This is a genomic window from Flavobacterium sp. GL_143, from assembly GCF_057834355.1.
On record NZ_CM174401.1, the window covers coordinates 119694 to 133443 of the forward strand.

Annotated in this window: 13 protein-coding genes; 6 read left to right on the forward strand and 7 right to left on the reverse strand. The window is 31.5% G+C overall.

Features of this window, described 5'->3' with window-relative positions; genetic code table 11:
- Positions 1–74: 74 nt before the first annotated feature.
- The 3 genes from AC3IPI_RS00500 to AC3IPI_RS00510 all read right to left on the reverse strand — a co-directional run bounded on the left by AC3IPI_RS00500 (position 75) and on the right by AC3IPI_RS00510 (position 2507).
- Positions 75–1031, reverse strand: a complete 957-nt coding sequence (locus tag AC3IPI_RS00500; protein ID WP_489159255.1) for a GSCFA domain-containing protein — start codon at positions 1029–1031, stop codon at positions 75–77.
- 72 nt (positions 1032–1103) lie between these two features.
- Positions 1104–1904: a hypothetical protein gene (locus AC3IPI_RS00505; protein ID WP_489156430.1), complete on the reverse strand. Its 801-nt coding sequence runs from the start codon at positions 1902–1904 to the stop codon at positions 1104–1106.
- A gap of 225 nt (positions 1905–2129) precedes the next feature.
- Entirely contained in the window at positions 2130–2507 is a 378-nt protein-coding gene (locus AC3IPI_RS00510; protein WP_039111437.1) for a GxxExxY protein, read from the reverse strand.
- A gap of 303 nt (positions 2508–2810) precedes the next feature.
- Here AC3IPI_RS00510 and AC3IPI_RS00515 point away from each other — a divergent pair, with 303 nt between their 5' ends.
- A complete protein-coding gene (locus AC3IPI_RS00515) occupies positions 2811–4556 on the forward strand; it encodes an ABC transporter ATP-binding protein (RefSeq protein WP_489156432.1) in 1746 nt (581 codons plus the stop codon).
- 65 nt (positions 4557–4621) lie between these two features.
- Here AC3IPI_RS00515 and AC3IPI_RS00520 read toward each other — a convergent pair whose 3' ends face one another.
- The 4 genes from AC3IPI_RS00520 to alaS all read right to left on the reverse strand — a co-directional run bounded on the left by AC3IPI_RS00520 (position 4622) and on the right by alaS (position 10273).
- Positions 4622–5494: a hypothetical protein gene (locus tag AC3IPI_RS00520; RefSeq protein ID WP_489156434.1), complete on the reverse strand. Its 873-nt coding sequence runs from the start codon at positions 5492–5494 to the stop codon at positions 4622–4624.
- 177 nt (positions 5495–5671) lie between these two features.
- Complete coding sequence (locus tag AC3IPI_RS00525) at positions 5672–6445, reverse strand: hypothetical protein (protein ID WP_039117531.1); 774 nt, start codon at positions 6443–6445, stop codon at positions 5672–5674.
- A gap of 227 nt (positions 6446–6672) precedes the next feature.
- The gene (locus AC3IPI_RS00530; protein ID WP_409417290.1) at positions 6673–7449 is read right to left on the reverse strand and encodes a hypothetical protein; all 777 of its coding nucleotides are present in this window, start codon (positions 7447–7449) and stop codon (positions 6673–6675) included.
- Between the two features lie 184 nt (positions 7450–7633).
- Positions 7634–10273, reverse strand: a complete 2640-nt coding sequence (gene alaS, locus AC3IPI_RS00535; protein ID WP_086894165.1) for an alanine--tRNA ligase — start codon at positions 10271–10273, stop codon at positions 7634–7636.
- A gap of 202 nt (positions 10274–10475) precedes the next feature.
- On the opposite strand from alaS, the gene AC3IPI_RS00540 reads away from it, so the two are divergent.
- The 5 genes from AC3IPI_RS00540 (at position 10476) to AC3IPI_RS00560 (ending at position 13719) form a co-directional block, all read left to right on the forward strand.
- Positions 10476–11453 carry a M23 family metallopeptidase gene (locus tag AC3IPI_RS00540; RefSeq protein WP_039111443.1) on the forward strand — a complete coding sequence of 326 codons (978 nt, stop codon included), beginning with the start codon at positions 10476–10478 and terminating at the stop codon, positions 11451–11453.
- Between the two features lies 1 nt (position 11454).
- Positions 11455–11787 (forward strand): MerR family transcriptional regulator, encoded by a 333-nt coding sequence (locus AC3IPI_RS00545; protein ID WP_035619327.1) that lies wholly within the window; start codon positions 11455–11457, stop codon positions 11785–11787.
- A gap of 32 nt (positions 11788–11819) precedes the next feature.
- On the forward strand, positions 11820–12401 hold the full coding sequence (locus AC3IPI_RS00550) for a LemA family protein (RefSeq protein WP_035619329.1): 582 nt from the start codon (positions 11820–11822) through the stop codon (positions 12399–12401).
- Positions 12402–12478: 77 nt separating this feature from the next.
- Entirely contained in the window at positions 12479–12916 is a 438-nt protein-coding gene (locus tag AC3IPI_RS00555) for a TPM domain-containing protein (protein WP_039117528.1), read from the forward strand.
- On the forward strand, positions 12916–13719 hold the full coding sequence (locus AC3IPI_RS00560) for a TPM domain-containing protein (RefSeq protein ID WP_039111446.1): 804 nt from the start codon (positions 12916–12918) through the stop codon (positions 13717–13719). The genes AC3IPI_RS00555 and AC3IPI_RS00560 overlap by 1 nt, the downstream gene beginning before the upstream one ends.
- The last annotated feature ends 31 nt before the right edge of the window (positions 13720–13750 follow it).

The following is a 13750-nucleotide window of genomic DNA, read 5'->3' on the forward strand; positions in this document are numbered from 1 at the left end:
TTATCCAAACTTATTTTAAAATTAAGGACTATTGTAAGTATATTTCTACTTTAACTTCAAAACAAAGAACGGATTTAAAACTTAATATGAGGCCATTTCTGTTCTATCTTTTTTATTTTATCACTTAGTTTTGATAAGAAAGTACGATGCTGTTCAGAATCAGGATTGAAGCTTCGATGGGAAAGCCCTTTTTGTATTTCGGATACCTCTTTCATGATAAGAATCCCTTCTTTAGAAATATAATTTTCACTGAATTTCTCCCAAATATAATCGATAGCAACTTGATTAGCATGTAACATATCTTCGGTATAAAAACGATAGTCACGAAGTTCGTCCATCATGATTTCGTACGAAGGAAAATATTTAGTTTGCAGTTTATAGTATTCAGTATTCAGGGTATCATGCAACGAAGAAATTAAGTTAGATTTACTCCATTGATTCTCCACAAAACCATCTTTTATATGGCGTACTGGCGAAACGGTAAAAATAATCTTTGCTTCAGGATTTATCGAAGTGATTAAATCTATTGTTTTCTCAATACTATCTTTTATTATATCTACAGATAAAAGCTCTTTTATAAATTGCTTTTGTGTCACTTTATGGCAATTAGCCACAATCTCATTACTTTCTATATTTCTATAAATCCAAGAAGTTCCGTAGGTAATAATGATGTGAGTAGATTCAGTTAATTGTTGGTACAATTTTTTAATAATCTCATTCAGATTATTAATTAAATCTTCTTTATTTGTGTTGCTCAAATCTGAATGTACATCAAACGAATGCCATCGTTCGTTATGAAAAAACACATCGTTCTCGGTAAATGTCTTTTGTGAAACTGCAAAGTTTATCAATTTTTCAATCGCCAACGGATGAAACAAAATTCCAAAAGGATTACAACTATTATCGAATTTAAAATAATCCAGTTTCTCTGCCATATTTACTGCAAAACAAGAACCAAAGGACAATACTCTAGAATTATAATCGATAGGATTGTTACTTTGCGAAATAGGAATTTGGGTTCTGAATTGCATAATCGTTGTTTCGTGTAAATTTCGTCTATTTTTTATAAATACGAAAGCACGATGCAATGACATTCCGCTTTTTTAATAGGTGTATGATAATCTGTATCCTAACTTTCCATCATTATAAAATGCTTTTGTTAGTACATACCCTTCGGAATCGTAAGTGTAAGTAGCTGTATTTGTAGATTTATAGGGCGTTATTGAATTTCGAAAAGAAGTTATATGCATCGCCAAATCCTGTGAAGATATGGTATGTGTAGTTTCAATAATATTATTAATAGAATAGTCGACATCTAACAACAAACCAATTCCTATAACATTTTTAAGTGGGCTGTTATTTGTATCATACTTAAAAGCTACAATATCGGCACTACCATAATCTTTACTCTCTTTATCTACCTGTTTTATAATATTGCCATTCTCTAATGTAAATATTCCGGTAGCAATTTCTGTTGTAGTATTCGATTTATCATTATAAAGATGTACGCTATAGCTTACTGTTTTATCCTTATTATAAGTATACTTTTTTAAGAACTTCTGATTATTAAATATATGAACAGCTTCTTTTAGTTTATTATTTTCATATTCATACAAAGTACAATAAACCAATAGCTTCTTATTAGAAAAATCTTCTTTTTTCGTAATTAAATCTCCAGTATAGGTAAAAACTGTTTTTGATCCATTATCATCCAGAATACTTTCGATTTTGTTACCATTATACCTATAAGTGGATTCATAATTATCTGAAGGAAAATCAATGTATTTATAATATTTGGCTTTAGGCAATTTTATATTCCCATCTCCTTGTTCAGCATTGTTTTTAGAACACGAAGTCAGTATTAACAAAGAAGCAACTAAAAAATAGTGTAATTTTTTTCCCATAATGTCGACATGATAATAAGCAACAAAAAGAAAGATTTTAACTGTAATTAGGTCACAAAAAAAGGTTTAAAAATATCATTTTAAGGCACAACTTATTGATGAGATTTTATTTTCATTAAAGATCCCCAATACTATTTGTAGTAAGATGCAATAGATAAAAACAATTAAGATCTCATCAATAAAATTTATGCTCTGAAAATCATCATTTTTTATCCAGACTAAAAATTAAAGATTACTAACAACTCTTGTAATACCTAATTTAATAATTGGTACATTAAAATTAATCAGCAATCCTAACTTCATTTTTGTTATTCTGAGGTAAGTTAAAACTTGTTTAGGATGAACATTTGAAATTTGTTCAATCGATTTTATTTCTAAAATTACCTTATTTTCAACTATTAAATCAGCTCTAAATCCTATATCTAATTTTACTTCATCCCAAATAACGGGTAATGGTTTCTGTCTTTCTACTTTTAATCCTCTTTTGGTTAATTCAAAATACAAAATAGCCTCATAAACAGACTCTAATAGACCTGGCCCTAACTTTACATGTATCCTATAACAAGTATCAACTACAATACTTGAAATTTCATTTTCTGTCATTTTTATTTTTTTTACTAAATTAAAGTAAAAACTTACATTTTAAGCATATCAAACAAAAATCTCGCAAAGTCGCAGAGTCGCAAAGCAATCTTTAAACTTTAATCTACTGATGAAAATTATAATAAGTCTTTGATTTAGCTAATTGCTTTTCAAAAATGATAAAAAGACAACAAAAAAAAGGCAATTTTAAACTTTGCGACTCTGCGACTTTGCGAGATACATTTAAAAACTTAATACAATAATCAGAATTACTAAGCCAATCTATTTACTACTTTTGCATCTCCTATAAATTAAAATTCTCAAATGAAATTACTATATTCTTATATAATCAAACATAAAATGCTGTTGTTTCTAGCCTTGATTATGGCGTCTATAAACATCTGTTTCAGTTTATCCGATTCTGTTATTACTGGTAAATTAATGCAAGACTGCGGTGTTGGATTAGCTAAATACAAAGGAAATGAAATCGGTTTTATTAAATCTGTAGCCTTTTGGCTAGGTCTTTCGCTTGGTGCGGCGATGATTTCCAGAATTACCAAAAACTTTCAGGATTATTTCACCAATGTAGTCATCCAGCGTACCGGCGCTCAAATGTATACTGATGGTATTAAAAAATCACTCGACTTACCTTTTGCAGAATTTGAAGACCAACGTAGTGGGGAAACATTAAGTAAATTAACCAAAGTACGTTCTGATTCCGAAAAATTAATTACACTATCTATTTCTTTAATTTTTCAAACTGTTATCGGATTCATATTTGTAATTGTTTATGTTGCTAGAATTGATTACCGTATCTCGTTAATATTTTTAGTTACTGCTCCAATCATTGCTTTAGTAAGCTCGTACTTAGGCAAGAAGATAAAAATTGTTTCTCGCAAAATTGTAAACCAAACCAATGCATTAGCTGGTTCTACTACCGAAAGTTTAAGAAATATCGAACTTGTAAAAAGTCTTGGATTAACATACCAGGAAGAAAAGCGTTTGAATTTAAATACGTTTAAAATCTTGCAACTGGAACTGCAAAAAATTCGTTTTATAAGAAGCTTAAGTTTTATTCAAGGCACAACAGTTCACTTTTTAAGAACCTGTGTAGTGTTTACTCTATATTATTTCTTGTTTGGACAAAAAATAATTGTGGGTGATTTACTTACTATGGTATTCTTTACTTTTTTCATTTTTGGTCCTTTACAAGAATTAGGTAATTTTATAATTGCGCTAAATGAAACAAAAGTTTCAATGGAAAACTTTAAAACCTTATTAAGTGCTCCTAAAGAATTTCGCCCAAAGAATCCTAAACACGTGGGCGCTATTAGATCTTTATTTTTCTCGAATGTAAGTTTCCAACACAAAACGGCTAAATATAAAGCTGTAGAGAATATTAACTTTGATATTAAGCAAGGACAAACCGTAGCTTTTGTGGGACCATCTGGTTCTGGAAAAACTACTTTAGTTAAATTATTAGTCGGTTTATATACTCCTGCCGAGGGTAAAGTATTTTATAATGACATCGATTCTACCGAAATTGATTTATTAGATTTAAGAAAGCAATTAGGTTTTGTAACCCAAGATGCTCAATTATTCTCAGGAACAATCCGTGAGAATTTACTATTTGTAAGACCATCTGCTACTGATGAGGATTTATACGATGCTTTAAAAAGAGCCAGTTGCGAGACACTATTACATCGTGCCGAAGATGGTTTAAACACAACAATTGGCGAAGGAGGAATTAAAGTTTCGGGTGGAGAAAAACAACGTTTGTCTATTGCTCGTGCCATTTTAAGAAATCCGAATTTATTGATTTTTGATGAAGCAACTTCTGCATTAGACTCTATTACCGAAGAAGAAATTAATACTACAATTAGAAATATATCCGACAAAAACAGGATTACAGTTTTAATCGCACATCGATTATCTACGGTAATGCACGCTGATAAAATATTTGTTCTGGAACAAGGAAAAATTATCGAACAAGGAAAACACGATGATTTAGTACTCGAAAAAGGATTATACTATGCCATGTGGCGTCAGCAAATTGGTGAAAGAAAATAGTCCATAAAAAAAGCCCAATATCTATTAAAAAGATATTGAGCTTTTTTAATACAAACAATTCTGCATTAATAGGTATAAATAATTTCATCTACATATTCATCCCCTTTTTTCTCTACAGGATATCCATTTTCATCATATTGGTATGTTAATCCCTCTACATACTTCGTTGTTTTTTCTTTATCTGATACATAGGTGATTTTTTCAATAACGTTATTAATACCAAAATCATTGATTCCAAAATCTCCGTGAGACATATCATGACCATTATATATTCCTCCCATATCAAACATTATCAAATTAAGTCCTAAAATATTTTTTAAAGGATTGTTTTGAGTATCATATTTATATTCGTAAGTATATTTATAATAACTATTATCTTCTAGATACTTCGTTGTTTTCTTAACAAGATTACCATTTTTAAAAGTTAGAATTTGTTCTCCATCCTCTGGTACTGTTGGATTATCATGACGGTACATTCTGCTAGAAATTGTTCCATCTGTATTATGAGTGTACACATTTTTTACATAAAAATCGGTAATTAGATCATTATTTGGTGATGAAAGAACCACTTCTTTTAATTTACCATTTTCATATGCATATGAAACCCTACTAATTAAACTATTATCTACATAACCTTCTGTTTTTGTTATCAGACTTCCAGTATAAGTAAAGACTGTTTTCATTGTATGATTATAAACAAAACATTCAGCGCTTACAATTTTATTACCATCATAAGTAATTTTATTTGTTTGATTATTATAGCCCGTAATAACACCAGTAGTCCCACCACCACTATAATCATAAGAAGCCATTTTATAAGTTATCGTTTTAGGCAATATTGTTTTAACTGGCGTAGTTGGTTTAGTTTCGATATCGTTAGAACATGAACTTAATACTAGTAAAGAACTTACCAGAAAATAAAAAAATTTAGTTTTCATAATATTGGTTTTTTAAAATGATTAACTACAAAAAGAAACCTTTTTATTTAACTAACCTCCTGCGATACGTCTTATAAATATCATTTTAAGATATATAAACAACAAATCATTTTACTCCATAAAAAAAGCCCAATATCTATTAAAAAAGATATTGGGCTTTTAATTTTTATAAATCAACTAATAAAAGTACTCCGTAGTAGTTCCTGCATCTTCAAAATTATCAAAAGATTTCGCTGGATAACCATCTGCATTGTATGTAATTTTTGAAGTTTTAGTAACTCCATCCCCAACCTTTTGAGAAATAATATTATGTACATTCCCTGAAGCTTCTCCATCTGCAAAAGAGGTTTTATCCAAACCTAGAATGTTTCTATGCGGGTTATATTTGGTATCATATGTATAAACAAAACTAGGCGAATAATTTGAATCAATTTTACTAACCTCTCCTCCTATAATAGTTATGACTGAAGTCCCTTGAAAAACAGTTTGGCTTTTATCATCTCCCGAATATGCTTTAACTGTAATAGTATTATCTGCATTATAAGTATAGACTTCTTTATAACCTTCTTTTAATTCAGGATCAACTCTTAAAAAAATACTTAATTTTTTATTAGCATCATATGTATATGTATTTTCCTGAAGTATAGTTTCATCAGCAAGTTTAATTATCATTTTTGTAATTAAATCCTGATTATAAATCCAATATACTCCACCTTCCTCATTTGAATCAATAGCACTAATGATTTTATTTCCGTCATATTTATAGTTCAATATGTCGACAGTACCATCTTCGTGAGTTTGAATCATTTTTCTCAACAAAACTTGATCTTCCTTTTTTGGTTCAGTTTTGATATCTTTTATTGGCTCAATATCTCTTCCGTCAGTATCACCAGAACAAGAACTTAATACAAATAAAGAGGCAATCAAGAAATAAAATATTTTTGTTTTCATAATATATTTTCATTTAGAATAATTAAATGCAAAAAGAATCATTTTCATCAACCGACCCCCTTGCGACATGTTTTATAAGTAACACTTTAAGACAAATTAACTTGAATGTTTTTCTCATCTTAATATTACTGGATAACAAATAATTTTACTTTATAAAAAAATCAGATGCAATATTTATCGTATCTGACTTTTTCTGTTTTTTTTTTAAGAATGAATCTTAAACGCTATTATTTTAATTCATTGTAGAAATACTGTGTAGTAACTTTTCCCTCAGAAGAAGTTTCTACACTTGTAGCAGGATAATTCCCTACATTATAAGTATAGCTATAACTAGACGAAAGTTTATCTCCAGATGTATCTGTAAGTGTGTTGTGCAAAGTTCCATCAGCCTCTCCATCAACAAAAGCAATTTTGTCCATTCCTAAAATGTTCTTTTCAGGGTTGTTTTTGGTATCATAAGTATATTTATGATTTGGCGAATTTGTACTTACAATTTCAGCTACTTCTCCGTTAAGAAAAGTGATTTTACTTGTTGCATTAGTCTGTGTTTGAGTTTTACTATCTCCAATATACTCTGTTACAGAAATCGAACCATCTGCGTCATATCTATAAACTTCTTTATTACCAAGATTTTCTACTGGATCTATTCTTCTAAAAGTAAGCAACTTTCCTTTAGGATCATACTCATACGAGTTTACTTGTTCTACAGTACCGTCTGCAAGTTTAAATTCCATTTTAGTAATTAAATCTCCAGTATATGTATAGTAAATACCTTCTTTGGTATTATTATATAATTGACTAACTATCTTATTCCCATTATAAATATAAACAGTTGTTCTAGTCGAACCATCCTCATCTTTATCTATGGTTTTTTGTAACAAAACAGAACTCTCCGGAGTAATAACAATAACGCCATTATCATTATTATCTTCTCTAGTTTCGTCATTAGAACAAGAAGCTAGCATTAATAAAGCACTAAATAAGTAAAGTAATTTTATTTTCATTTTTTAATAGGTTATAGATTAACAATTAGAGTGTAAATATAAAAGACTAAGCTCTTAAAAACCTAATAAAAATTCATTTTTTTGTAATAAAAAACCCAAATAAAACAATATAAATTGCTATTTGGGTCTTTATTTTTAATATAATATCCTAAGACACTTAGTATCTGAGATTCTAAGCGATTTTTTATTTCACATAATCAATAGCTTTCGCTAAAGCTTCTGGAATTCCATCTGCATTTTTTCCTCCTGCAGTCGCGAAGAAAGGTTGTCCTCCTCCTCCACCTTGGATATATTTCCCTAACTCACGAACTACTTGTCCAGCGTTTAGTTTTTTATCAGCAACTAATTCTTTAGAGATATAACACGTTAACATTGGTTTTCCTTCTTCGGCTGTAGCCAATACTACAAATAAATTTGTGTAAGAATTACCTAGTTCATAAACCAAATCTTTAGCTCCTTCTGGAGATAAATCGACTTGTTTTGCTAAGAATTGCACACCATTAATTTCTTGTAATTCTTTAGCCAAATCTCCTTTCATGTTTTTGGCTTTATCTTTTAATAAAACTTCTAACTGTTTTTTAAGTTTAGCATTTTCATCTTGCAATGAAACAACAGCTTTTATAGGATCTTGTGCATTTTTTAAAACTGCATTAATCTCTTTTAATTTCTCTGCTTGATTTGCAAAATATTCTTTTACAGCTCCCGAAGTTATTGCTTCGATACGACGAATTCCTGATGCAACTGCACCTTCGCTCACTATCTTGAAATACCAAATATCAGCTGTATTGTTTACGTGAATTCCTCCACATAATTCCATACTATCACCAAATTTAATAGCACGTACATGATCTCCATATTTTTCACCAAACAAAGCCATTGCTCCTTCTTGAACTGCTTGCTCAAATGGTACACTTCTTCTTTCTATTAAAGGCAATTGCTCCTGGATTCTTGCATTTACAAAATCCTCAACTTGTTGCAATTCTTCATCGGTTACTTTTGAGAAATGAGAAAAGTCAAATCTTAAATGTTTCGGACTTACCAATGATCCTTTTTGCTCTACGTGCGTTCCTAAAATAGAACGTAATGCCTGATGCATTAAGTGCGTAGCAGAGTGGTTTGAAGCAGAGCTTTTTCTTGTGCTTACATCTACAAAAGCTTTAAAAGTCTCTGTTAGATTATTCGGAATTTCTTTAGCAAAATGTATAATTACATTATTCTCTTTCTTAGTATCAATTATGTAAATTACATCTCCGTTACTAGCTTCAAAATATCCTTTATCTCCTACTTGTCCCCCACCTTCTGGATAAAAAGGTGTCATATTAAATACGATTTGATAGATTTCTCCATCTTTAGCACTTTCGACTTTACGGTAACGAGTAATCTTTACCATTGCTTCGGTACGGTCGTATCCTATGAATTCTTCATCTTCATCATCAATCAAAATTTGCCAATCTCCCGCTTTTACTTTCGAAGCTGCACGAGAACGCTCTTTTTGTTTTTGTAATTCTGATTCGAAACCTGCTTCGTCTAATTTTAATCCTTTTTCTGAAAGTATCAAAGCTGTTAAATCGATTGGAAAACCATACGTATCATATAATTCGAATGCTTTTTTACCCGAAACAACTTTATCAGTGTTATTTGCAATAATATTATCTAGTAATACCAATCCCTGATCCAGTGTACGTAAGAATGAATTTTCTTCTTCACGAATTACATTTGCACAAAGTTCTTTTTGCAATTTAATTTCTGGAAACGGAACTCCCATTTGTGTGCTTAGTGTATCTACCAGCTTATAAATAAAAGGCTCTTTGGTATCTAAAAATGTAAATCCATAACGAATAGCACGACGCAATATTCTGCGTATTACATATCCTGCTCCTGTGTTAGATGGCAATTGTCCATCGGCAATTGCAAATGCAACAGCACGAACGTGATCTACTACTACACGAATAGCAATATTAGTTTTGTTTTGTTCTTCACTTATATTTTTAACTTCATCAGAAGTATATTTAAAACCTGTAATTTGTTCTACTTTTTCAATAAGTGGTGTAAAAACATCAGTATCATAATTAGACGTTTTTCCTTGTAATGCCATACATAAACGCTCAAATCCCATTCCAGTATCAACGTGCTGTGCAGGAAGTTTCTCAAGAGATCCATCGGCTTTACGGTTGAATTCCATGAATACATTATTCCAGATTTCTACCACTTGCGGATGGTCATTATTTACTTCTTCTCTTCCAGGTTTCAATGCTTTTTCTTCCTCTGTACGTAAATCAACATGAATTTCCGAACATGGCCCACAAGGTCCCTGATCACCCATTTCCCAAAAATTATCCTTTTTATTTCCAAGAATAATTCGGTCTTCAGCAACAAGAGTTTTCCAGATATCCCAAGCTTCCTGATCAAAAGGAACATTATCTTCTTTGCTTCCTTCAAAAACAGAAACATACAGATTTTCTTTTGGAATTTTATAAACTTCAGTCAATAATTCCCATGCCCAGTTAATTGCTTCTTTTTTGAAATAATCTCCAAAAGACCAGTTTCCAAGCATTTCAAACATCGTATGGTGATACGTATCAAAACCTACATCTTCTAAATCGTTGTGTTTTCCTGAAACACGAAGACATTTTTGCGTGTCGGCTATTCTAGGACTTTTTGGCGTTCCATTCCCTAAAAAATATTCTTTAAACTGGGCCATTCCCGAGTTATTGAACATAAGGGTTGGGTCGTCTTTAAGAACAATTGGAGCAGATGGAACAATTAAATGCCCTTTGCTCTGAAAAAAGTCTAAAAATTGCTTGCGTACGTCTTGTGATTTCATATTTAAATTTGAAAATGTGCCAATTTGAAAATGTGTCAATTAAAAATGTGATAATTTTTTTATAATTAATTATCTAATTATCCCGTTATCTAATTGACTAATTATTTTTTTATTATTGAAAAAAGGGCGGAACAACTGAAACATTTATTAAATTTGTTCCACTAACATTTTTACAGTGTGCAAAAATAGGGTATTTTAAAATATGGCGAAAGTAAAATATTATTACGATTCGGAAAATTTGGCCTACCGAAAAATAAAAACTAAAAAAAGGACTAAATTTGGCTTTATTGTCTTGTTTTTAGTTGCTTCGACGTTGTTTGGTTTTTTAGGTTTTGTTATTTTATTGAACACTCCTTACTTTGAAACTCCAAAAGACCGGTTACAAACTCGTGAAATTGAGAATTTAAAGTTGAATTATTCGATTTTAAATAAAAAAATGGATCAGATTGATGCTGTTGTTGAGAGTCTTGAGGAACGTGACAATAATTTATACCGAGTTTATTTTAACAAAAAAGAAATTCCAGATTCAATACGAAAAGCTGGTTTTTCGAGAATCGAAAGATATAAAGCTTTAGAAGGCTACAATAATTCGCAATTGGTAATTAAAACCACCAAAAGAATCGATGTTCTTTCTAAACAATTAGCAATACAATCAAGATCATTAGACGAAATTTTGAAACTGGCTAGTGCCAAAGAAGATTTATTATCGGCAATTCCTGCCATTCAGCCAGTACAGAACGAAAATTTAAAACGTATGGTTTCTGGTTTTGGTTATAGAACAGATCCATTTACCAAAGTACGTAAGATGCATGAGGGTATGGATTTTACGGCCAAAACAGGAACTCCTGTTTATGCCACTGGTGATGGTGTAATAGATAGAGCCGACAGTAATGCCTCTGGTTTTGGAAATCATGTCGTAATTAGGCACGGTTTTGGTTATGAAACTTTGTATGCCCATTTAAGCAAATACAACTGCCGACCTGGTCAAAAAGTAAAACGTGGTGACGTTATAGGTTATGTAGGTAGCACCGGAAGATCCGAAGGACCTCATTGCCATTACGAAGTTCATAAAGATGGAAAAGTAGTAAACCCTCTTAATTTTTATTACGGAAATATTTCGGCGGTGGAATATGTTGCCATTTCGCAATTAGCAAACCAAGAAAATCAATCATTAGATTAAAATGCATATAGAATTACAACCTGATAAACGATATTATAGTATTGGCGAAATCGCCAAAGCATTTCATGTGAATGCTTCTTTGATACGCTTTTGGGATGGAGAATTTGATATTCTTAAACCCAAAAAAAACGCTAAGGGTAATAGAATGTTTACACCTGAGGATGTGAAAAATTTACAATTAATTTTCCACTTAGTTAAAGAACGCGGTTTTACGCTGGAAGGCGCCAAAATTCACCTGAAGGAAGGCCAAAAGAAAACATTAGATAAATTCGAAATAATACGTAAATTAGAGACGATAAAAACACAATTGACTGAAATTAAAAACGAATTGTAAAAACAAATCAATAAACTTAAATTAAAGCAAATATGAAAAAATGGTTAATCCCTGTAGGAATTATTGTTGTACTAATCGCTATTATAGCTTTTTGGTCAATTGGAATTAAAAATACTGGTTTAAAATATAACCAGGCAGTAAACAAAGAATGGGGAAATGTAAACACAGCTTACCAACGTCGTAACGACCTTATCGGAAACTTAGTGAATACGGTAAAAGGTGCTGCTGATTTTGAAAAATCTACATTGACTGCTGTTATCGAGGCTCGTGCAAAAGCAACTGCGGTAACAATAGACCCAAGTAATGTTACTCCAGAACAATTGGCTCAATTTAACCAAGCACAAAGCGGTGTATCTTCATCTTTATCTAGATTATTAGTTTCGGTTGAGCAATACCCAACTCTAAAAGCGAATGAAAATTTCTTAAAGTTACAAGACGAATTAGCTAGTACAGAAAATCAAATTCTTACTGCAAGAACTCGTTTTAATGAAGCTGTTCAGGAATACAATGGTTACATATTATCAATTCCTAACAAATGGTTCTTAGATTATAAAGAAAAACCATATTTTGAAGCTGTTGCTGGAGCTGATAAACCTGTAGAAGTAAAATTCTAAAAAAATTGATAAACGATTTTTGATTGTAGAAATACTAAATTTAAAAATCATTATTATTCATCTAAAAACTAATTTCAATGTCAAAAGTAGAAGATTTTTTAACCAAGGAAGAAGAAGAAGCAATTGTTGAAGCTATTCGTGTGGCCGAAAAAAATACTTCTGGCGAGATTAGAGTTCATATAGAAAAATCAACTTCTAAAGCCCATTTTGATAGGGCTTTGGAAGTTTTTCATGAATTAAAAATGGACGAAACACATCTTCAAAACGGTGTTTTAGTTTATGTTGCTGTAGACGACCATAAGTTTGTTATTTGCGGAGACAAAGGAATAAATGACGTTGTGCATCCTGATTTTTGGGATTCTACCAAAGAAGCAATGGCAGCACAATTCAAACAACAAAATTTTAAACAAGGACTTATTGACGGTATCTTGGTAGCAGGTGAACAATTAAAAAAATATTTCCCTTGGTCTGCTGACAATACTAACGAATTATCAAACGAAATATCTAAAGGATAATGATTACACCCAAACTAAATACCTCGATTTTCCTAAAATTAATCGTTTGTCTGTTCTTTACCCAAATAGGTTTTGCTCAATTTACAATTCCTGAAAAACCAAAATTTCAGACTTCTGTTTACGATTATGCAAATGTTTTAAGCCCTACAGAAAAAGCACAGTTAGAAGAAAAACTAATTCGTTACTCAGATTCTACTACTACTCAAATTGTTGTAATTACCATCGAAAGCCTTAAAGGTGAAGACATTGGTATATTAACTCCAAAATGGGGGCAAGAATGGGGAATTGGCGGAACTGCAAAAAATGATAACGGAGTTCTTATTTTATTGGCTAAAGCCGAAAGAAAAATATGGATATCACCTGGTTATGGTCTTGAAGACAAATTAACTGCTGGTATTGGTGGTGAAATTACCCGAAATATTATTATCCCTGAATTTAAAGCAGGAAGTTACTACAAAGGTCTTGACAAAGGCGCCGATGCTCTTTTTGACGTTTTTAAAGGAAAATATAAAGGAAGCCGTAAACAAGACGAAGGACAAAATTTCCCTTTCATCATGTTCATTATTATTGTAGGTGTTATCATATTTCTTATGTCAAGAAATAAAGGTGGTGGCGGAAACTCCGGAAATAGTGGCGGTGGAGGCCCTAGCCTACTCGACGTAATCATTTTAAGCAATCTTGGCCGAAGTGGCGGTGGTGGTTTTGGCGGTTTTGGTGGTGGATCATCTGGCGGAGGCGGCGGTTTTGGTGGAGGCTTTGGCGGAGGAGGATTCTCTGGTGGAGGTTCTGGAGGAAGCTGGTAGTTTTCGTTTTTCAGTCCCAATTACCTATCAC